Origin of the sequence: Selenomonas sp. oral taxon 920 (genome assembly GCF_001717585.1) — a bacterium.
Taxonomy (GTDB): domain Bacteria; phylum Bacillota; class Negativicutes; order Selenomonadales; family Selenomonadaceae; genus Centipeda.
The window spans coordinates 955,976-975,284 of record NZ_CP017042.1 but is presented as its reverse complement, the minus strand read 5'-3'; the positions used below and the strand labels follow the sequence as shown (position 1 = coordinate 975,284).

Genomic DNA, 19,309 nt, shown 5'->3' with positions numbered 1-19,309 from the left:
AAGTCCTTCCTTTTCTAGTCATTTTCTCCTATTTCACGTGGCTTTCGTTATAAATATTATACCGTATGCAAAATCATCTGTCAAGAAATCGCCGCTATTCTGCCGATTTGGTGCGGAAAATATACGCTGAAATTCCTGTTGCAAAAGATTCCGAATTACGTTAGAATACTTCTATAAATATAGTTCCTATTTATAGAAAGAAACTATAAGTTGCATAAATAATCTTATTGCCGAAAGGAGCATTTCATGAACGCAATCAAAATCCGAGACGACATCTACTGGGTCGGAGCAATCGACTGGTCCATGCGCAGCTTTCACGGCTACGATACCCAGCGCGGCTCATCCTACAATGCATATCTCATCATCGACGAAAAGATTACACTGATCGATGCGGTCAAGCACGGATTCGAGGAAGAACTGCTCGCACGGATCTCCTCTGTCATCGATCCATCGCGCATCGACTACATCATCTCGAACCACGTCGAACCAGATCACTCATTCGGCGTTCCGCTCATCTCCTCCCTCGCACCAAATGCGAAGGTCATCACGAGTGCCCCGAACGGGCTGAAGGGGCTGCGTGCATACTACGGAGAGCTCCCCTACGAGACGGTTAAGGCGGGCGACACGCTTTCCCTCGGCAAGCGCACTCTCTCATTCGTTCCGACCCCGATGCTTCACTGGCCGGACAGCATGGTAACGTACTGCCCCGAGGAGAAGATTCTCTTCTCGAACGATGCTTTCGGTCAGCACCTCGCCTCCGGCAAGCGCTATGACGACGAAAATGATCTCTCCGTCGTCATTGAGGAGGCAAAGAAGTACTACGCAAACATCCTCTTCCTCTACGGAAAGCAGGCGCAGACGGCGCTCAAGGCGCTCCACGGGCTTGCCATCGAGATGATCGCTACGGGACACGGCATCATTTGGCGCTCACACATCCCCGAGATCATCGACCTCTACAACAAATGGTCGCTCGGTGAGACCGAAGATCGTGCGGTCATCGTCTTTGACAGCATGTGGCACTCCACAGAGAAGATGGCTCACACGATCGCAGAGGCATTCATCGACAAGGGTTTCTCCGTCGGCTACTACGACATCCAGAAGAACACGCACGCAGACATCATGACTGACGTGCTTACGAGCCGTTATCTTGCCGTCGGTTCACCAACGCTCAACAACCAGATGCTCCCGACCATTGCCGGCTTCCTCTGCTATATGAAAGGCCTTGCTCCGACAGGGCGCAAGGCGTTCGCGTTCGGCTCCTACGGCTGGGGCGGTCAGAGCATTCAGCAGATTGAGGACGAACTGAAGGCGGGCGGCTGTGAGATCGTCATGGACAAGGTGCGCATGCTCTACGTCCCCTCCGCCGAACAGCTTGCAGGTCTGCGCGACCAAATCCTCGCACTGTAAGACAGCATAGGAAATCCCGAAGGATCTCGTTGATCCTTCGGGATTTTTCATGTGCAACAGTACTTATTCCTCAGTAAAGTACTTCATCGACGTCTTTTTCCACTCTCGCTTGGTGTAGAGCATACGGCGGTCGTCGATTCCAGTGGCTGCGGCGAGTTCGGCGGCGATGTTCTCACACTCTTCGCGGCTGTAGCCATGAATCATAGTATAGAGGTTGTACTTCCAATCTGCCTCTCGGTTGCGGTCGTAGCAGTGTGAGACGCGAGGGTGCTCTGCCATACGCTGCGCGACCTCGTCCACGCGCGCGTCCGGTACATTCCAGACGCAGAGCGAGTTCGCTGTAAAGCCAACCTCACGATGGCGCAGGACGGCCCCCATTTTGCGGATCTTCTTCTCCTCGCGCATGGAGGAAATGTGCGCGAGGAGTTCCTCCTCCGTAATGCCGATCTCTGCGGCAAGTTCCTTGTATGGTTCCGCTACGAGCGGAAAATCCCCCTGCAGTAATCGGACAATCTTTTGATCAAGTTCTCCAATCTCGATTTCTTCTGTCATTGTGTTTCTATACCTTCCCACGGCTATGCGAGTTTAAACTGCACGTTGATTTTGTAGCGCCTGTTCGCTTTGAGGCACATCAATCTCTCAACGCCCGGCAGTGCCGAAACCTCGGCAAGGATTTTCTCCTCTGCCGTACGTGAGGGGGTCAGCAGTGTGAACCAGAGATTGTAGTCCCCCTCGCGCTCGTAGTTGTGGGTCGCCCCCGCATAGCGATTGACCGCCTGTGCCACATCCGGAAGCTTCTGCTCTGCGACGCGCAGTGCAATCAGCGTACCATGGTAACCGAGCTGCTCCGAGTTAAAGAATGTCCCGATGCGCCGGAGATATCCCTCGCGCTTCAAATCGCCCAGCCGACTGAGCACATGCTCCTCCGTCGTATCCAGCATCTCGCCCAAGTGCGCAAACGGCCGCGAACACAAGGGCAGGTTTCCCTGCAGTATGTTCAGCAGCCGTTTGTCAAAATCCGTAAGTGAATTCACGATACCATCCCCCATAATACACAGCACAGCAGCCCATTTCTCTGCCGATTGTGCTTCTGCCTTGCTCAGGGGCGGATATTCCGGCACAGAAAGTGAACCGTGTTCATTTCTTTCTGTGTCTATTCTACCAAATATTCCTTCATCACGTCAAGTAATTCTGAACGCCCTTCATTTTTCGGTGAAGCATAGGGCAGGATTGTGAGCTCAGGTACGCCAAGGGTCGTCTGTATCGCCGCGATCTGCATGCGGCGTGCATTCTTTCCGATCTTATCCGCCTTCGTGGCAATGACGAGCACGGGGATGTCATGCTCTACAAGCCAGTCAAACATTCTGCGGTCGGATTCCATCGGCGTGTGGCGAATATCGAGCAGAAGACAGACGAAGCGGAGTTCCTCTGCGTGCAGAAAATATTCTTCGATAAATTTCGCCCAAACCTTTCTGCTCTCGCGTGAGGTCTTAGCATAGCCGTAGCCCGGCAAATCGACAAGGTGAACGGAGTGACGCTCCTCTCCTCCGTCAATCTTCAAAAGGAGTTCATAAAAGTTGATGGTCTGTGTCTTGCCCGGCTTCGAAGATACGCGTGCAAGCTGCCTTATGCGTGTGAGAGAGTTGATGAGCGAGGATTTGCCGACGTTCGAGCGCCCAATAAAGGCAACGGCAGGACGCAGCTCCTCGGGATACTGGTCGCGCCGCACAGCGGAAGCGAGATAAGTCGCCTTTGTGATAACAACCGCTTCAGACACGTCCGCACCTCCTAATTATACAGCGCGATCCGCAGCACCTCGTCCATGTGGGCGACGGGCACAAATTCAAGCGAGGAGCGCACGGCATCGGGGATGTCCTCGATATCGCGCTCATTCTCCTGCGGCAGAACAATGGTCTTGACTCCCTCACGGTAGGCAGCGAGGGTCTTTTCCTTGAGTCCGCCGATCGGCAGGACGTTCCCACGCAGCGTGATCTCCCCCGTCATGGCAACATCGGAGCGCACCTTGCGCCCCGTGAGCGCAGAGATCATCGCCGTCGCCATCGTGATCCCCGCCGAGGGACCATCCTTCGGGATTGCTCCCTCAGGCAGGTGGATGTGAATGTCGTCCTTCTCATAAAAGTCCTCTGCGAGATGGAGCACGCTGGCACGGCTGCGCACGTAGGAAAGTGCAGCCTGCGCCGACTCCTGCATAACTTCGCCGAGCTGCCCCGTGAGAATGAGCTTTCCCTTGCCGCGCAGGATATTGACCTCGGTGCGCAGCACATCGCCGCCAACCTCTGTCCACGCAAGCCCCGTGACTACGCCTACAAGCGGCTTCTTTTCCTGCTTTGCCGCGTGATATTTTGGACGCTCGAGAAAGTCTGCGAGATTTGCCTTCGTCACGCCGATCGGCGGCTTCTCATCGGCGACAATACGCCGCGCCGCCTTGCGGCAAAGCTGTCCGATGACGCGTTCGAGTTCACGCACACCCGCCTCGCGCGTATAGGAGCGAATAATCTCGGGCCAGACCCCTGCACTGATGCGAATGTCCTTTGCCCGCAAACCGTTCTGCGTGCGCTGACGCGGAAGGAGATGTCGCCGTGCGATCTCGATCTTCTCGAGTTCAGTATAGCTCGACAGGTTCAGGATCTCCATACGATCACGCAGCGGCGCCGGGATCTTCGCGGGATTGTTCGCCGTCACAATCCAGAACACACGCGAGAGATCAAACGGAAGTTCGATAAAATGATCGCTGAACATGCAGTTCTGCGCGGGATCAAGAACCTCGAGGAGTGCCGCAGACGGGTCGCCGTGGAAATCCATTGCGATCTTATCGACCTCATCGAGCAGGAATACTGGATTTTTCGTACCTGCACGGCGAATCCCTTCGAGAATGCGCCCCGGCATTGCACCAACATAGGTGCGCCTGTGTCCGCGAATCTCCGCCTCGTCGCGGATCCCGCCGAGTGAGATGCGGATGAACTTGCGCCCCATCGCACGTGCAATCGACGCACCAAGCGAGGTCTTGCCGACACCGGGCGCACCGGCAAGGCAGAGAATTGGAGCGTTCTGCTCGGGCGCAAGCCGCCGTACGGCGAGGTAGTCAAGGATGCGCTCCTTGACCTTTGTTAGACCGTAGTGGTCATGCTCTAACACCTCCTGTGCCGCCGTCATATCGACGTGCTCCTCTGTCATTTCGTTCCACGGAAGTTCAATGAGCGTGTCGAGATAGTTGCGGATAACACCGACTTCAGCGCTCATCGCGTGGCTCATGTCGAGTCGATGAATCTCGCGCTCGATGGTCTCACGCACAGCATCGGGGAACGCGCTCTTCGTCAATGCCTCTCGGTAACGATCCACCTCTGCGGCTTTATCCGCATCATCGCCAAGTTCCTTGCGGATTGCCTTTATCTGCTCGCGCAGGTAAAAGTCACGCTGTACCTTGTCCATCTGCTTGCGGACACGGCGATTGATCTCGCTCTCAATGCCCATAATGTCGAGTTCGTGCACGAGCGCCTGATAGAGGCGCTCCAGTCGTGCACGAACATCGATGGCGGCCAGAATCTCCTGCCGCACCTCGTGCTTCAGGCTCAAATGGCTCGCAATGATGTCTGCCAGGCGCCCCATATCCTCCATAATGGAGATGGAGACGAGAGCCTCAGGCGGAATCTTATGCGAGAGCTTTACCCACTCCTCGAACTTGCTCGTGACCCCGTGGACAAGTGCCTCCATATCCTTGGACTGCGGCTCATCCTCCATCTCGTCAGCCGTACGCACATCCGCCTCAGCATAGGTCTTCCCCTCGCGGACAGCGAGGATCTCTGCACGTTTTTGTCCGTCGACAAGAATGCGCAGGACGCCCTCGGGCATACGCAAAAATTGGCGGATCTCAGCAACGGTACCGACCTCGTAGAGATCGTCCGCTGTCGGGTCGTCAAGTTCTGGATCCTGCTGTGCCACGACGAGAATCCGGCTGTCTCCTGCAATCGCACTCTCGATGGCGGCGACCGAACGGTCGCGCCCAACATCGAGGTTGACCATCATGTGTGGATAGACCACCAGGCCGCGCAGAGGAAGCAGTGGAAGCGTTTCTTTCTCGGACATTGTATTCCCTTCCGTCAATATATAAAAAAGGAGCGCCGCCGTGCAGAGCTCCTTTCCTGTGGATATTCTTAGTTGGCTGCTGCCATCTTCTGCGCACCGGCCCCGTCGATCGTCAGGATGGGATCGCTGTGGTTTGCGATGACATCCTTCGTGACCTGACATGCCGTCACACCCTGAATCGAAGGCACTTCATACATAACATTGCGCATGATGCCCTCGATAATGGAGCGCAGTCCGCGCGCACCAGTCTTGTGCGTTAGTGCTTCCTTCGCAATGAGGTGAAGCGCCTCATCCTCAAAGCTGAGACGTACACCGTCAAGCTCCAAGAGCTTTTGGAACTGCTTGACGAGTGCATTCTTCGGCTCGGTCAGAATGCGCACAAGCGCCGCCTCATCGAGTGAGTTGAGTGTTACAACAACGGGCAGACGACCAATGAACTCGGGGATCAGACCGTTCTTCATCAGATCCTCGGGGATCACCTTGCTGAGCGACTCACCAACGGAGACGCGCTTCTTCGAGCGCACCTGTGCCCCGAAGCCCATCTGCTTTCTGCCGAGACGTGACTCGATGATTTCCTCGATCCCATCGAATGCACCGCCGCAGATGAAGAGAATGTTCGTCGTATCGATCTGCAGCAGTTCCTGCTGCGGATGCTTGCGTCCGCCCTGCGGTGGTACGGATGCCGTCGTCCCCTCGAGAATCTTGAGCAACGCCTGCTGAACGCCCTCACCCGACACATCACGCGTGATGGAGGGGTTTTCCGATTTGCGCGCAATCTTGTCGATCTCGTCGATGTAGATAATGCCGCGCTGTGCCTTTTCAATATCGTAGTCTGCCGCCTGAATCAGCTTCAGCAGAATATTCTCAACGTCCTCGCCGACATAGCCCGCCTCTGTAAGCGAAGTCGCGTCCGCAATTGCGAACGGGACGTCCAGAATACGCGCAAGTGTCTGTGCGAGCAGTGTCTTGCCGCTGCCCGTAGGACCGAGCATGAGGATGTTGGACTTCTTCAGCTCCACGTCCTCGTTCTTCCCCTGCCCCACGTTGATGCGCTTGTAGTGGTTGTAGACAGCGACGGAGAGCGACTTCTTCGCCTCGTCCTGACCGATAACATATTGATCGAGAATGCGGCGAATTTCCTTCGGTTTCGGAACATCTTTGAGCCCGACCTCAGCATCTTCGCTGAACTCCTCTGCTATGATCTCATTACAGAGCTCGATACATTCATCGCAGATATAGACACCGGGCCCCGCTACGAGCTTTCGCACCTGCTCCTGCGTCTTGCCGCAGAACGAGCATTTGAGCTGCCCCTTGTCTTCCTCTCCAAATTTCATCGCGTCACACCCCCTCAGCCTTTGTTCTCTGCGGGTGCAGCCTTTGGACGGGTGACAACCTCGTCGATGAGACCGTATGCCTTGGCTTCCTCTGCCGACATGAAGTTGTCACGCTCCGTATCGACGTTGATCTTCTCGGGATCCTGCCCCGTGTGACGTGCGAGGATATTGTTGCCGACCTCACGCAGGCGGAGGATCTCCTTTGCCTGAATCTGAATGTCAGTTGACTGCCCCTGCGCGCCGCCGAGCGGCTGGTGGATCATGATGCGTGCGTGCGGCAGTGCATAGCGTTTCCCTGCTGCGCCCGCCGTCAGCAGGATAGAACCCATGCTCGCCGCCTGCCCGATGCAGATCGTCGACACGTCGGGTTTAATGTACTGCATCGTGTCATAGATAGCAAGCCCTGCCGTCACAACACCGCCCGGGCTGTTGATGTAGAGGTGGATGTCCTTGTCAGGATCCTCGGACTCCAAAAAGAGCAGCTGCGCCACAACAACGTTTGCCACGCTGTCGTCAATCGGGCCGCCCAGAAAGATGATGCGTTCCTTGAGCAGACGGGAGTATATGTCATAGGCACGCTCCCCGCGGCTCGAGTTCTCCACCACCATTGGTACATAGTAACTCATGCGTTCCTCCCCACAGGGGATCCCTTATGCCGTGATATTGTCCACGATGAACTGCGCCGTCTTCTTGCGCAGTACCGTCGCAGCAAGGTCACTGACACGCCCCTGCTCCTTGATGATCTTCTGAACCTGCTTGGGCGTTGCGCCGTAGGACAGCGCCATCGCATAGACCTCCTGATCAAGATCCCTTCCCTCGACCTTGATTCCCTCAGCCTTTGCAACCTCCTCAAGCATGAGATCTGTACGGACATTCTTCTCTGCCGTCTCGCGATACTCGTCGCGAATGCGCGCCATATCAAGACCCGCGTACTGGAGATACTGTTCGAGGCTCATTCCCTGCTGCTCGAGACGCATCGCCATTTCCTGAATCATTGCCGTAATGCGGTTGTCGACCATCACCGGCGGAATCTCCATTGTGCAGTTATCCGTTGCCATGTCGATCGCCTTCGTGCGGCGATCCGTCTCCGCCTGACGCTCCGCACCTGCCTGGAGGTTCTTGCGGATGTCCTCGCGCAGCTCTGCGAGCGTCTCGAACTTGCTCGCATTCTTTGCGAACGCGTCGTTCAGCTCGGGCAGTTCGCGCGACTTGATGCTGCGCACCGTGCACTTGAACACGGCAGGCTTGCCCTTCAGGTTCTCCGCGTGGTACTCCTCGGGGAATGTGACGTTCACATCACGCTCCTCACCGACCTTCACGCCGATGAGCTGATCCTCGAAGCCGGGGATGAAGCTGCCCGAACCAATCTGGAGCGGGTAGTCCTCGCCCTTGCCGCCCTCGAACGCCTCACCATCCACGAAGCCCTCGAAATCGAGTGTTACGAAGTCATCCTTCTTGACTGCGGCATCTGCCGGTGCATCCACAAGGGTTCCCTGATGCTGACGCATCCCCTCAATCTGACGGTCGATGTCCTCCTCAGACACGGTGCCCTCCGGCTTCTCCACCTTCAGCCCCTTGTAGTCGCCGAGTGTGACCTCGGGACGCTGCGTAAACTTCGCCGTAAAGACGACATCCTTGCCCTCTTCGAGCGTCACGATGTCGATCTCGGGGCGCGTCACAGGCTCCATGTCCTGCTCTGTCAGAGCATCCTCGAACGCCTGCTGTGCAACACTCTCAAATGCCTCCTGCAGGATCGCATCCTTGCCGACGAAATTCTCGACAATCTTGCGGGGCGCCTTGCCCTTGCGGAAACCGGGAATGTTCACGCGTCCGGAAATGCGCTTTGCCGCGCCGTCCGTTGCCTTTTCAAGCTTCGCCTGCTCAACTTCAATCGTCAGAGTGACCTCGCGGTTTTCACCATGCTCTGCCGTAACCTTCATTGTATGAAACAACCTCCTGTTTTTTCCTATGGAAGCGCGCCAAACGCAGCTTCCCGATATGCGGACATGCAAAGAGCACAGCGCCCGCGATTCTATCTGTATCGTATCACAAAACCGGCGAAATGACAAGCCGCGTTATTTCAGCAGCTCCGTCATACGCGTCAGCGGCTCAGAGAGATCCATATGCCCTGAGAGCGTCTCTACTGCGGCACCATCGATCAGGATGGTTACCTTCTGCACCTCAGGGAAGTCCGTCAGCGTATTCACAATCGACCCGATGAGCATCTCCTCCCCCGTCGAGCCGCCGCTGAAATTCATCTGCAACTCCTTCGAGAAATCCACCGTGGCAACGCCGTCCTTCACCGTGACGCTGCGCAGCTTTGCCTTCTTCGGAATGACGTTCGTCTGCCCCTGCTCCTTCGTCCCCATAAGGAGGGACTTCAGCACCGCTGTATACTTATCGTCCTTGTCCGTTTTCACCGTACGGCGAACAGCGATCAGCCCCGTCCCGTCACTGCGCGGATAGTAGACATTGATCTGTATTTCCTTGGGCTCTGCCGCAGGCGGCGCCGTCTTGTCCTGCGTCTGCTCCGTCTGCGCCGGACTTCCTGTCTGTGCCCCCTTCTGCTCATTCGTACAGCCTGCTGCGATGCCAAGAATGGACACTATGATAAGCACAGAGAATATGTATGATATCATTTTCCGTCGCGTGAACATCTCTAGTTTTCTCCTCCCTGTTCAAAGTAACGCTCAATGGCATGGACAAGTGCCTGTGCAAGCCGCTCCTGATAGTCGGCATCCGCAAGCAGCTCCTCCTCGTCCGGATTCGAGAGGAATCCGAGCTCCACAAGAGCGGCGGGGATCTCCGTATGCCGCAGAACATAAAATTTCGCGTATTTCACGCCGCGGTTGTAGAGTCCTCCCGCTGCGGCAAGCTCCTCGTTGAGGAGCGATGCAAACTGCTCATCCGCATCCGTCTTTGGATAGTAGTAGGTCTCCATGCCGTGCGCATCGGGATTTGTAAACGAGTTGCAGTGCACAGAGAGGAAGAGTTCCGCCTCTGGATGTGCGAGGCTCACATCCACACGCGCCTGCAGTTCCCGCGCAGCAGAACTGCCCGCATGAGAGACATCCACATCCTCTGTACGTGTCATAACAGGATGCGCACCCGCCGCGTGCAGAAGGTCCTTCACGCGCATGGAAACGGCAAAGGCGACATCCTTCTCTCGCACACCAGAGTACCCGACCGCGCCTGAGTCGCTGCCTCCATGCCCCGGATCAATGACAATCGTGTGTCCGCGTGCGGCACTTGGCTTCGCCTTCGGAGCGATGAGGTCGATGATGAGATACTCCTTCACCTTCCCATGTGCCTCTCCCGGCATGGTATGGACGCGGAAGCTGTCCTCATGGAGGAGTGTGTCTGCGGCAGTGACCATGAGAACCGCACCGCGCCCCTCCTTATGGACGGCAACATTAGCTGCAAGCTCCCCACTCGGCACATATGCGAGAGGGAATTTCTTGTCGAGCTTCACATCCTCGAACGCGAGACGCAGCTCGTGCTGCCCCTCCATCGCGGTCGTATAGGAAAGCCCCGCACGATTCATCCCAATCTGAATCCGTACGGCAGCCCGCCCGTCGATTACCATTTCATGGCTCTCAATGCTCATGAAGCGATAGGACTTGGCCTCGCCCGTACTGCTCACAAAAAGCGTACAAAAACAGACAAAAAGCGCTGCCACTGTGAGCAGCGTCCTGATCCACATACGTTCATTCCACCGTGTCAATGCCAATAACACCTCCGATTCATTATTTGTTCAGGAGCTCCAGTGCCTCTGCCTCGGCAGCTTCCGTGGCCGCTGCGTCGCGCTCCATTGAGATCGTCAGATAGTCTCCCTCAGCAATGTCTGCAGGGAGAAAATTGCGCGGAAAGTTTACCTTTTCCATCGCATCACCGAGCAGAAGCACGGCGTATTTTCCTTCAAAGCGGTCAAGATACGCCGAAATCATTGTTTCTCTCCCCGTTCAACCGAAATGTTATATGTTTTTCCATCGCTTGTCACTGTGATCGTCCCATTCTCTGCTGTCACATAAACGGAGAGCTTCATAGCGTGATACTTCTTCATCGTCTCCTTATGCGGATGTCCATAGTCGTTGTTCACTCCGCAGGAGATGAGCGCCGCCTCGGGCTGTACCGCACGCAGGAAGTCCGCCGAGGAGGAAGTCTTGCTGCCGTGATGTCCTGCCTTTAGGATCGTACTCTTCACACGGGTGGTGCCTGCGGCAAGAATTGCCTGCTCTTCCTTCTTCTCCGCGTCCCCTGTGAGCATCATGGAGAAATCTCCAAAGACCAGCCGCCCGACCACCGATTCATTGTTCGGGTCGTGCTTGTACCCCTTAACCGAGCCTTCCTTCACAAGTTCCGCCGATGGGGCAAGCACCTCGAATACGGCACCGCCGCCGAGATCCACACGATCCCCCGCGACGAGGCCCTTGCGCTCGATCTTCTTCTCCTTGAGCTTTTTCACATAGCCGAGGAAGAGCTTCGAGGTCGAGGGCATGCCGTTGTCATAGACAATACCGACCGTGTACTCATCGAGCAGGACATCCATTCCGCCGATATGATCCGCGTGCGGATGCGTGAGGATGATGGTATCGATCCTCCTCACGTCTGCCTTTTTCAGCTCGGCACGCAGTTTATCGCGTTCATCCACATCGCTCGTATCCACGAGAACATTCTTCTCCCCCGTCTGGATAAGAATCGCGTCCCCCTGTCCAATATTCAGCACCTTGACCGTAATTGTCCCCTGTGCTGCGTGCTTGTCTGACGAATCAGGAGTGGGCGCAGCGATGCAGCCCGCAACGAACTGCGCACAGATGAGTACAATGCCCGCAAGGACAGATGCAAGCCACCGTTTCATTGGCAAGCCCCCCAGCCTATTACGAACGCAGTGCGAGATTGATGAGAAATGCGATGGACACGAGATACATAATCCAACTGATCTGCTTATACTGTCCCGCAAAGAGCTTCATCACCGTATAGCTGATGAAACCAAACGCAAAGCCGTTCGCGATGCTCGACGTGAGCGGCATCATGATGATCGTTAGGAATACAGGCAGTGCATTCGTAAAGTCCGAGAAGTCGATCTTTCCGACCTCGGACATCAGCAGTGCACCAACGAGAATGAGCGCGGGTGCTGTTGCAAACGCAGGTACAAGTCCGATGAGCGGCGTAAAAAGCAGCGCCGCAAGGAAGAGTACACCTGCCGCAATCGCCGTAAGACCGGTACGGCCGCCGGCGGCGATGCCCGCCGCACTCTCAATGTAGGACGTAACTGTGGACGTACCGAATACCGCAGACACCATCGTACCGACCGCGTCTGTCGTCAGTGCCTTGTCGATGTTCTCGATGCGCCCATCGGATTTGACCATCTTTGCCTTCGTCGTGAGACCGATCAGCGTGCCCATATTATCGAAGAGCTCCACCACCGTAAACGTAAATATAATCGAGACAAGACCATAGTTCCACGCGCCCGCAAGATCAAGTTTACCAAATGTATCACCCATATGGGGAAGTGAGGTGCTGACAATATCTCCGAATCCCTGCGGTGCAGGTGTCATGCCAAACGCCATCGCGAGAATCGTCGTGACAAAGATGCCGATGAGGATGGCGCCATGCACATTGCGTGCCATGAGTGCCGCCGTGAAGAGAAGCCCGAAGAGCGAGAGCAGTGTCGTCGGTGAAGTCACGTGCCCGAGCGCGACATAGGTCGCGGCGTTCTCCACGATAAGTCCCGTCCCCTTGAGCCCGATAAATGCGATAAAAAGTCCGATACCGGTGCTGATCGCGAGTTTCAGATCACGCGGCACGGCATTGATGATTGCCTGCCGAATCCCGCCGACCGTCAGGATGAGGAAGAGTACGCCCGAAAAGAACACCGCACCGAGCGCAACCGTCCAGTGCAGTCCGAGCACACCGCAGACGTAGTAGGCAAAGAATGCATTGAGCCCCATGCCGGGTGCGAGTGCAACGGGATAGTTCGCAAATGCGCCCATTGCCAACGAGGCGAGCGCCGCAATCCAGATCGTCGATGCGATCGCCGCATCCTTAGGAATGCCTGCGTCCGCGAGAATGTTCGGATTGACGAAAAGGATGTACGCCATCGCAATAAAGGTCGTTACGCCTGCGAGCAGCTCCGTGCGTATGGTTGTCCCCTTCTCACGCACCTTGAAGTAACGCTCGATGAAAGACGGCGGCGTCCCCTGTATCTCCATGTAAGCATCTCCTTAAAACAAAAAAAGCCCGATCAGGCTTAGAATAAAAATGGCGGAGTGGGAGAGATTCGAACTCTCGCAGCGGTTACCCACTCTAACGATTTAGCAAACCGTCCTCTTCAGCCTCTTGAGTACCACTCCATATTCATTTCACGCGCTCTTTGCGACATGAGATATATTAACAGAACATATAGAAGTTGTCAAGAAAAAAATGAAGGGGCTGCCCTTCCGTGCGCCCCTTCATCATATTGCGCAGACGTAATCGTTCCCACGTCAAGCCCCTTGCTTCACTTATCCTCTTTCTTCTCTCCTTTGAGCCATTCATCGAGAAGATTCTCACACAGATGAACATGGCGCTTGATGATCTCAAAGCTTTGCTCATCAACAACACCGGCACTGTCATGTTCCACCTGTTTCTCCCATTTGTAGACCGCTTCCAGTACACCGTGATAGCCGAGCTTTTGAATTTTTTCGGTCATCTCATCATAGCTGAGGTAATCTTTTTTACCGCGCAAAGCCAAGGAAAGATCCGACATGAACGACTGCATCTCCAAATGAGACAAGCCTTTCACAGCTTCATACCAAGCGCGCTGCTGCTCGACCGGAGCGTCATGCGGCGGAAAATATGCAACGTGATCGGCATCATAACGCAGACCGCTGAAATACCACCGATACTCCTCATCGGAAATACCGAGAGGATTCCCCGGCTTCGGCTCTTTCTCCGCTGCCTTCTCCGTCTGGTCGGACTGAACCGATGAAAGCACCGACGCAAAGTCACCTGCATCATGCTTCTTTGCACGTTGCGACTGATTCATCCGTCCAAGAAGATCTGCTGACGTTTGCTCGATTCTCATGATCCTCTCCCCTTCATTTTCATATAACAAGTTGTAGTTCCACTCTATTAAATATATCGTTTTTCACAAAAAAATAACCTTACAATTTTATGCGGCCTAAGCACTTTCTGCATAAGTACATCTTATACCAATCGGTAATAGAAAATATGAAAAAGCTATATAGAAAATTACCTTTTCTTCATTGAATATTATTCTTTCTACAGATATAATATAATACCAGAAAGGAATGACTGAATGGAACTTGCACAATTAAAATACTTTCAAGTTATGGCAAACATTCGCCACTTTACGCGCGCAGCACGGATGCTGGACGTGACACAGCCCGCACTCAGCCGCTCGATGGCAAAGCTCGAAAAAGATCTTGAGATCCCCCTCTTTAAGCGTCATGAGGGCGAGATCGAGCTGACGTCGGAGGGAGAACGGCTTCTTCGCCGCGTAGACCGCATTCTGCGCGAGGTAGACAGTGCCCGTGAAGAGGCGAGCAGTGCGCGCGCGGAGGTTTCCACCGAATTTAAGCTCTCGTTCATCCACTCGCTTGGCAGTTACGTTCTGCCTCATATCCTGCAGGACTTTCGCGCGAGCTTCCCCGATATCCGCGTACAGTTGAATCAGCAGGACTCATCCACACTGGCGCAGCAGGTTGCGGCAGGGGAAACAGATCTCGGTCTCTGCTCCACGATTCCAACGACGGAGTACAGCGCATGGGTCTACCTCTGGTCGGAGGAGCTCTTCGTCACCGTGCCGCTCGGGCATCCGTTTGCCGACCGCAAGCGGATCAATCTGCGCGAACTTGAAGATGAACCACTGATCGCGATGAAGAGCAGCTACAGTCTGCGCATCCTCGTCGATCAATTCTTCGATCTTGCGGGCATTCATCCCGAGATTACGTTCGAGGGGGATGATGTATCGACAATCTCAGGACTCGTCGCGGCGGGACTTGGCGTGAGCCTCCTGCCAAAACTCGCGGGGGTCGAGCATCCGGAGCTGCGCTACATCCCCGTCTCGTTCCCGATCTGCAAGCGTGCGGTCGGCGTTGCGTGGAACACGCAGCGGCAGCTCCCCCCTGCGGCGATCTGTTTTCAGCAATTCCTGATCCGCCGCTTCGACAATACGGAAAAACCTTTGCCCACAAATTAAAACGACCCGTGAAGACTCACCCATTGAATCTTCACGGGTTATTTTCATGTCCGGACTATGCAGCAATATCTACATTCTTACCGAGATTCTGCACCGGATGGCTGGTCGCATACGCCTGCTTGACCTGCTCCATAAGCTCATGCGTCACCTGCCCGCCGATCTGCTGTGCTTCGCGGTTCGTGCGCTGGAATTGGCTCGTGCCGAGACGCCTTGGATCCATGTTCTCCACGGACTTCTGCGCCGCACGCGAGGTGCTCTGCGCTCCCTCCTGAGCGACACGGTTCTGCGTCTGATGAAACTGCCCCTTGCCGAGCTTCGTGCCGGTGCCGAAATTCGAGCCGCCGATGACGGACGCGACCTCCTGCATTTTCTCATGGGTCACCTGTCCGCCGATGCGCTGTGCCTCACGGTTCGCGCGCTGAAAGAGACTTGAACCGAAGCCGCCGCTTCTGAGTGCCGGTATTGCCATAATGGTTCCCTCCATTTCATCTCCATCCCATTTTCCCTTGGGATGTTATGACCACATTATAATAGATGAAGAATTTTTATGCAAGTATAAAATACCGCCGAAGCAGTTCTTCGGCGGTATCTCATGTGATTCGTTTGTTTAGGATCCTGCCTTGAGACGACCAACGCGCACAATCTCGGATACCTGAACCTGATGTGTCTTGCCGTTCACATCGGCAATGACACTCGGCTGACCGTCGGTGATGCTGACGCCGATGATCTTGCCTTCGTAGCTCTGTGTCTTAACCTTTCCGTCACTGTCCTTCACGGGCTTTCCGTCTTCGCCCTTGACCACGGTGTTCCACTGAACAGGCTGTCCGATCATACCGCTCAACTGTCCAATGAGAACGGAGGAGTTGATGTTGTCGACGATCTTCGAGACATTTTCGAGACCCTTGGAGACGTTCGTCATCTGCTCGAGTGCGGAAAACTGCGCGAGCTGCGAGAGATATTCGCTGTTGTCCTGCGGATCGAGAGGATCCTGATACTTCATCTGTGTGACGAGCAGTTGGAGAAACGCGTCCTTGCCGAGCGCGTCATTCTTCTTATCCTTCGCTTTCGCCTGGTTCTGCGCTGCCTCGTAGTCAGACAGCTTCTGGACAACGCCGCCGACGTTGATTGTATTCAGGGGATTTGAACTTGCCACGATATTTCCTCCTCAAACCGCTAGACGCGATAGTCCACGCCATCACTTCCGACACTGCCGCCGGTCTCCTCTGCCGCGAGCGGCGCAAGACCATCGATCTCATCGAGATAGTCATCAGCATCGCCGCGCGCGTAGACCTGCTGTGTTCCGCTCTGTCGGCTGCTGCTCTGCTGCCATGCTTCCTGCCCCTGTCCCTGCGGCATTTGCCCATCCGTGAGACCTGCGTAAACACCGACACGATCAACCTTGAGTCCCTGATTGTTCAGTTCCTGACGGAGCTGAACGAGGGAGTTTTCAATCACGTTGCGTACCTGGGCGTTGTCGCTGTGGAACGATGCCTGTACAGCACCGTTCGAGCCAACCGAGACTCGCAGCGTAAGCTCTCCAAGATGTTCGGGACGCAGACGAATGACCATCTGCGTGTCGTTCAACGAGCGCAGAAGCCGTGCCTGCTCCACGATCTGACGAGGGATCTCATAGTCCGGCTGCGGACGCTGCGTCTCCTGTGTCGATGCGGGAATGCTGACCTCCTGTGCGGGAGGTGTCGTTCCTGTCTGCGCTGCAATGGGCTGCGGTGTCCCTTGCATCGAGGGCTCTGCGGCACGTGTCGGAAGCTCGAGCGGAGCGGTCGTTGTTGTACGTACGGGCTGCTGTGACTCACCCGGCAGCTGCTCCTGCTGCGCCTCCTGCCCTGCGGCATCGCCCTGCGAAGCATCATGGCGCATGGTACGCTGTGCGAGCACCGTGAGCGGGTTGGCTGCAGAATCCTCTGTCGTCAGATTCTCGCCGATGAGCTCTGCCGCCGACCGTCCTACGTTCTGTGTCCCTTCGCGCTGAGCTCCAAGGAGTGCCGTCTGTGCCTCTGGATTCAGCGCTGCGGCTACATTACTGCGCTGCGCGGCATTCGCTGTTGAAAACTCGCTTATATCGACCACAGGCACCTGTGCCTCCGTCGGTAGGGACGCTGTATTCAGCGTCGCACGCAGCTGCATGGGAAGTACTGAATCAAGGGCTGTCATGCGCAGAACAGCACCTTCACTTCCCCCCTGTGCCGCCGGGTCGGCAGTCTCCTGCGCGAGCGGCTGCCCTTCGAGTGCGAGGAGGAAATTACGGCTCTTCGCCGTCTCTTCGGGCATCTGCTGCAGGAGATTCTGCACGGCATTCTGCAGCTTTGTATCACCGAGCGCGTCCGCCGTCAGATCGTAGCGTTCAAGGATCTCCGTGAGTGCGGCATCAAGCCCCTCGTTCACATTGGTATCCACGATCGCCGCATCCGCGTTCACGAGTGCCGCAAGCGCTGCCACAACGGCGGCTGCATCATCCGCTGATACGTTCTCCGTGCCCTTCGCAGCCTGTGTTTCATCGGCAGTTTTCGGTGTCTCTGCCGTCACATCCTGTGTGTTCTGCGACGTCGCTGTGCTGCCCGCCTGCGGTACCTTCGTCTGTGCCGCAGCAGTGGGAGTCTCACGCGTCTCTGTCTTTGCCGCCCCTGCCGTCATTCCCTTTTGCAGCGCGCCAAATGTATCGCTGAACGAATTCTTCCCTGAGGTTACTTGCGCACGATTCCCCACGGACGCGGCGCGTCCCTTTGACGCCCCTGCTCCCGCAGAGATCCCATCAGCCGGAGATACAGCCATGAGATTACTTGCATTCATCTACACATCACCTCTTCTACTTATTTATCGGAATGAATTCATCATTTCTTAAGTCAAATATTTTTGGGCATGGCACATTTGAGTGCGTCTCCGATGGTCTCCGCGCCGAAGAGCTCCATGTCTTCGAATTTCCCTTTGAGCTGCCGATAGTTCTTCATTGGCAGGAGGGCTGCTTTGAATCCGAGCCGCCGCGCCTCGGCGACGCGCAGCTCTGCCTGCGAGACGGCGCGTACCTCACCCGAAAGCCCGACCTCACCGCAGACGACCATATGCGGGCGCGGCAGACGATTGGCGAAGCTGGATGCCATGGCAACGCAGAGTGCAAGATCGGCGGCAGGTTCGTCGAGACGTATGCCGCCCGCAACCTTCACATAGACATCGGCGGCTCCAATGGGGAGCTTCACGCGCTTTTCGAGTACGGCGAGAAGGAGCTGAATCCGCTTCACATCCACGGAGTCCGCTGTCCGACGCGGCGGCTGATACGGAGTCGGCGCAACAAGTGCCTGTACCTCGACGAGCAGCGGACGTGTTCCCTCCACCGTCGGTACAATGATGGAACCGCTCTCCATTGCACGCTCTGAGAGAAACAGCTTTGACGCATCCGGCACATCGACGAGTCCGACATCGCGCATCTCAAAGAGGCCGAGTTCGTTTGTGCTGCCGAAACGGTTCTTTACGGCGCGCAGTACGCGATACTCGGCGTTGCGTTCGCCCTCAAAGTAGAGCACGGTGTCGACGATGTGCTCGAGGACGCGCGGACCCGCGAGGCTCCCCTCCTTCGTCACATGACCGATGACAAAGACAGCAATTCCCGCATTTTTCGCCACACGCATCAGTTCCATGGCGCACTCTCGTACCTGTGAGACGCTGCCGGGCGCACTCTCGATATCGGGACGATACATGGTCTGGATGGAGTCGATGATGAAGAGTGCGGGATGCTCGTGCTCCACATGGGCACAGATTGCATCGAGATTTGTCTCGCTGACAACGAGCAGATCGTCCGCAATGGCCTGCAGACGGTCTGCACGCATGCGAATCTGCCGTGCACTCTCCTCGCCGGTCACATAGAGGACACGCTGTCCCGCACGTGCAATATCTGCCGAGACACGCAGCGTAAGGCTCGACTTGCCGACGCCTGGATCACCGACGATGAGCACCATCGATCCGGGGATTACGCCCCCGCCGAGCACACGGTCGAGTTCTCCCGACCCGGTCGAAAAACGCGGCAGATCCGCGACGGCAATTTCCCCGATGGGCTGTGGGCGCTCCGCGCTGCCCGTACCAACGCCTCGGCACTCCTCAACGGCGGGCACCACGACTTCCTCCACCATCGAATTCCACGCACCGCAGCCGGGGCATTTCCCCATCCACTTCGAGGTGTCATAGCCACAGTTCTGACAAACGTATGCTGTTTTTTTCTTCTTTGCCATATACACTCCTACAAAAGAAAAGG

At 55.8% G+C, this 19,309-nt stretch carries 19 protein-coding genes and 1 tRNA gene; 2 read left to right on the top strand and 18 right to left on the bottom strand.

The genetic code is table 11. The annotated features are described in order from the left end of the window. Positions 1–246: 246 nt before the first annotated feature. On the top strand, positions 247–1,407 hold the full coding sequence (locus BCS37_RS04540; RefSeq protein ID WP_069180359.1) for an FprA family A-type flavoprotein: 1,161 nt from the start codon (positions 247–249) through the stop codon (positions 1,405–1,407). A 63-nt stretch (positions 1,408–1,470) separates the two neighbouring features. On the opposite strand, the gene ahbB is transcribed toward BCS37_RS04540, so the two are convergent. The 14 genes from ahbB to BCS37_RS04470 form a co-directional block, all read right to left on the bottom strand. Next, positions 1,471–1,959: a siroheme decarboxylase subunit beta gene (gene ahbB, locus BCS37_RS04535; RefSeq protein WP_069180358.1), complete on the bottom strand. Its 489-nt coding sequence runs from the start codon at positions 1,957–1,959 to the stop codon at positions 1,471–1,473. Positions 1,960–1,982: 23 nt separating this feature from the next. Next, complete coding sequence (ahbA, locus tag BCS37_RS04530) at positions 1,983–2,441, bottom strand: siroheme decarboxylase subunit alpha (RefSeq protein ID WP_237142738.1); 459 nt, start codon at positions 2,439–2,441, stop codon at positions 1,983–1,985. A gap of 119 nt (positions 2,442–2,560) precedes the next feature. Next, on the bottom strand, positions 2,561–3,184 hold the full coding sequence (yihA, locus tag BCS37_RS04525; protein WP_069180357.1) for a ribosome biogenesis GTP-binding protein YihA/YsxC: 624 nt from the start codon (positions 3,182–3,184) through the stop codon (positions 2,561–2,563). An 11-nt stretch (positions 3,185–3,195) separates the two neighbouring features. Then, positions 3,196–5,511 (bottom strand): endopeptidase La, encoded by a 2,316-nt coding sequence (gene lon, locus BCS37_RS04520; protein WP_069180356.1) that lies wholly within the window; start codon positions 5,509–5,511, stop codon positions 3,196–3,198. A gap of 68 nt (positions 5,512–5,579) precedes the next feature. Beyond that, entirely contained in the window at positions 5,580–6,845 is a 1,266-nt protein-coding gene (gene clpX / locus BCS37_RS04515; protein WP_069180355.1) for an ATP-dependent Clp protease ATP-binding subunit ClpX, read from the bottom strand. Positions 6,846–6,859: 14 nt separating this feature from the next. Then, positions 6,860–7,471 carry an ATP-dependent Clp endopeptidase proteolytic subunit ClpP gene (clpP, locus tag BCS37_RS04510; protein ID WP_037347045.1) on the bottom strand — a complete coding sequence of 204 codons (612 nt, stop codon included), beginning with the start codon at positions 7,469–7,471 and terminating at the stop codon, positions 6,860–6,862. 24 nt (positions 7,472–7,495) lie between these two features. After that, positions 7,496–8,785 carry a trigger factor gene (tig, locus tag BCS37_RS04505; RefSeq protein WP_069180354.1) on the bottom strand — a complete coding sequence of 430 codons (1,290 nt, stop codon included), beginning with the start codon at positions 8,783–8,785 and terminating at the stop codon, positions 7,496–7,498. A 135-nt stretch (positions 8,786–8,920) separates the two neighbouring features. Continuing rightward, positions 8,921–9,484, bottom strand: coding sequence for a GerMN domain-containing protein (locus tag BCS37_RS04500; protein ID WP_442984024.1), 564 nt, complete (start codon positions 9,482–9,484; stop codon positions 8,921–8,923). A 20-nt stretch (positions 9,485–9,504) separates the two neighbouring features. Next, positions 9,505–10,548: an N-acetylmuramoyl-L-alanine amidase family protein gene (locus BCS37_RS04495; RefSeq protein ID WP_069180352.1), complete on the bottom strand. Its 1,044-nt coding sequence runs from the start codon at positions 10,546–10,548 to the stop codon at positions 9,505–9,507. 43 nt (positions 10,549–10,591) lie between these two features. Beyond that, on the bottom strand, positions 10,592–10,792 hold the full coding sequence (locus BCS37_RS04490; RefSeq protein ID WP_069180351.1) for a DUF3006 domain-containing protein: 201 nt from the start codon (positions 10,790–10,792) through the stop codon (positions 10,592–10,594). Beyond that, positions 10,789–11,703 (bottom strand): ComEC/Rec2 family competence protein, encoded by a 915-nt coding sequence (locus BCS37_RS04485; protein ID WP_069180350.1) that lies wholly within the window; start codon positions 11,701–11,703, stop codon positions 10,789–10,791. The genes BCS37_RS04490 and BCS37_RS04485 overlap by 4 nt, the downstream gene beginning before the upstream one ends. A 19-nt stretch (positions 11,704–11,722) precedes the next feature. Further along, the gene (locus BCS37_RS04480) at positions 11,723–13,057 is read right to left on the bottom strand and encodes an NCS2 family permease (protein WP_069180349.1); all 1,335 of its coding nucleotides are present in this window, start codon (positions 13,055–13,057) and stop codon (positions 11,723–11,725) included. Between the two features lie 50 nt (positions 13,058–13,107). Continuing rightward, a tRNA-Ser gene (locus tag BCS37_RS04475) sits at positions 13,108–13,198 on the bottom strand. A 146-nt stretch (positions 13,199–13,344) separates the two neighbouring features. Continuing rightward, positions 13,345–13,911 carry a hypothetical protein gene (locus BCS37_RS04470; protein WP_069180348.1) on the bottom strand — a complete coding sequence of 189 codons (567 nt, stop codon included), beginning with the start codon at positions 13,909–13,911 and terminating at the stop codon, positions 13,345–13,347. Between the two features lie 234 nt (positions 13,912–14,145). On the opposite strand from BCS37_RS04470, the gene BCS37_RS04465 reads away from it, so the two are divergent. After that, positions 14,146–15,048 carry a LysR family transcriptional regulator gene (locus tag BCS37_RS04465; RefSeq protein ID WP_069180347.1) on the top strand — a complete coding sequence of 301 codons (903 nt, stop codon included), beginning with the start codon at positions 14,146–14,148 and terminating at the stop codon, positions 15,046–15,048. A gap of 55 nt (positions 15,049–15,103) precedes the next feature. Here the strand turns inward: BCS37_RS04465 and BCS37_RS04460 are convergent, their stop codons facing one another. The 4 genes from BCS37_RS04460 to radA all read right to left on the bottom strand — a co-directional run bounded on the left by BCS37_RS04460 (position 15,104) and on the right by radA (position 19,286). Then, positions 15,104–15,517 (bottom strand): hypothetical protein, encoded by a 414-nt coding sequence (locus BCS37_RS04460; protein WP_237142737.1) that lies wholly within the window; start codon positions 15,515–15,517, stop codon positions 15,104–15,106. A 138-nt stretch (positions 15,518–15,655) separates the two neighbouring features. Continuing rightward, entirely contained in the window at positions 15,656–16,201 is a 546-nt protein-coding gene (locus BCS37_RS04455) for a flagellar hook assembly protein FlgD (protein ID WP_069180345.1), read from the bottom strand. 20 nt (positions 16,202–16,221) lie between these two features. Continuing rightward, positions 16,222–17,856, bottom strand: a complete 1,635-nt coding sequence (locus tag BCS37_RS04450) for a flagellar hook-length control protein FliK (protein ID WP_069180344.1) — start codon at positions 17,854–17,856, stop codon at positions 16,222–16,224. A gap of 53 nt (positions 17,857–17,909) precedes the next feature. Further along, entirely contained in the window at positions 17,910–19,286 is a 1,377-nt protein-coding gene (gene radA, locus BCS37_RS04445) for a DNA repair protein RadA (protein WP_069180343.1), read from the bottom strand. Positions 19,287–19,309: the final 23 nt, after the last annotated feature.

What these genes read in the sequence shown, in the direction of transcription:
- BCS37_RS04450 (WP_069180344.1), bottom strand. Translation starts at nt 17,856, where the DNA reads ATGAATGCAAGTAATCTCATGGCTGTATCTCCGGCTGATGGGATCTCT.
- BCS37_RS04485 (WP_069180350.1), bottom strand. Translation starts at nt 11,703, where the DNA reads ATGAAACGGTGGCTTGCATCTGTCCTTGCGGGCATTGTACTCATCTGT.
- clpX (WP_069180355.1), bottom strand. Translation starts at nt 6,845, where the DNA reads ATGAAATTTGGAGAGGAAGACAAGGGGCAGCTCAAATGCTCGTTCTGC.
- radA (WP_069180343.1), bottom strand. Translation starts at nt 19,286, where the DNA reads ATGGCAAAGAAGAAAAAAACAGCATACGTTTGTCAGAACTGTGGCTAT.
- BCS37_RS04490 (WP_069180351.1), bottom strand. Translation starts at nt 10,792, where the DNA reads ATGATTTCGGCGTATCTTGACCGCTTTGAAGGAAAATACGCCGTGCTT.
- clpP (WP_037347045.1), bottom strand. Translation starts at nt 7,471, where the DNA reads ATGAGTTACTATGTACCAATGGTGGTGGAGAACTCGAGCCGCGGGGAG.
- BCS37_RS04500 (WP_442984024.1), bottom strand. Translation starts at nt 9,484, where the DNA reads ATGATATCATACATATTCTCTGTGCTTATCATAGTGTCCATTCTTGGC.
- BCS37_RS04470 (WP_069180348.1), bottom strand. Translation starts at nt 13,911, where the DNA reads ATGAGAATCGAGCAAACGTCAGCAGATCTTCTTGGACGGATGAATCAG.
- ahbB (WP_069180358.1), bottom strand. Translation starts at nt 1,959, where the DNA reads ATGACAGAAGAAATCGAGATTGGAGAACTTGATCAAAAGATTGTCCGA.
- lon (WP_069180356.1), bottom strand. Translation starts at nt 5,511, where the DNA reads ATGTCCGAGAAAGAAACGCTTCCACTGCTTCCTCTGCGCGGCCTGGTG.
- BCS37_RS04460 (WP_237142737.1), bottom strand. Translation starts at nt 15,517, where the DNA reads ATGGCAATACCGGCACTCAGAAGCGGCGGCTTCGGTTCAAGTCTCTTT.
- tig (WP_069180354.1), bottom strand. Translation starts at nt 8,785, where the DNA reads ATGAAGGTTACGGCAGAGCATGGTGAAAACCGCGAGGTCACTCTGACG.
- BCS37_RS04480 (WP_069180349.1), bottom strand. Translation starts at nt 13,057, where the DNA reads ATGGAGATACAGGGGACGCCGCCGTCTTTCATCGAGCGTTACTTCAAG.
- BCS37_RS04495 (WP_069180352.1), bottom strand. Translation starts at nt 10,548, where the DNA reads ATGTGGATCAGGACGCTGCTCACAGTGGCAGCGCTTTTTGTCTGTTTT.
- BCS37_RS04465 (WP_069180347.1), top strand. Translation starts at nt 14,146, where the DNA reads ATGGAACTTGCACAATTAAAATACTTTCAAGTTATGGCAAACATTCGC.
- BCS37_RS04540 (WP_069180359.1), top strand. Translation starts at nt 247, where the DNA reads ATGAACGCAATCAAAATCCGAGACGACATCTACTGGGTCGGAGCAATC.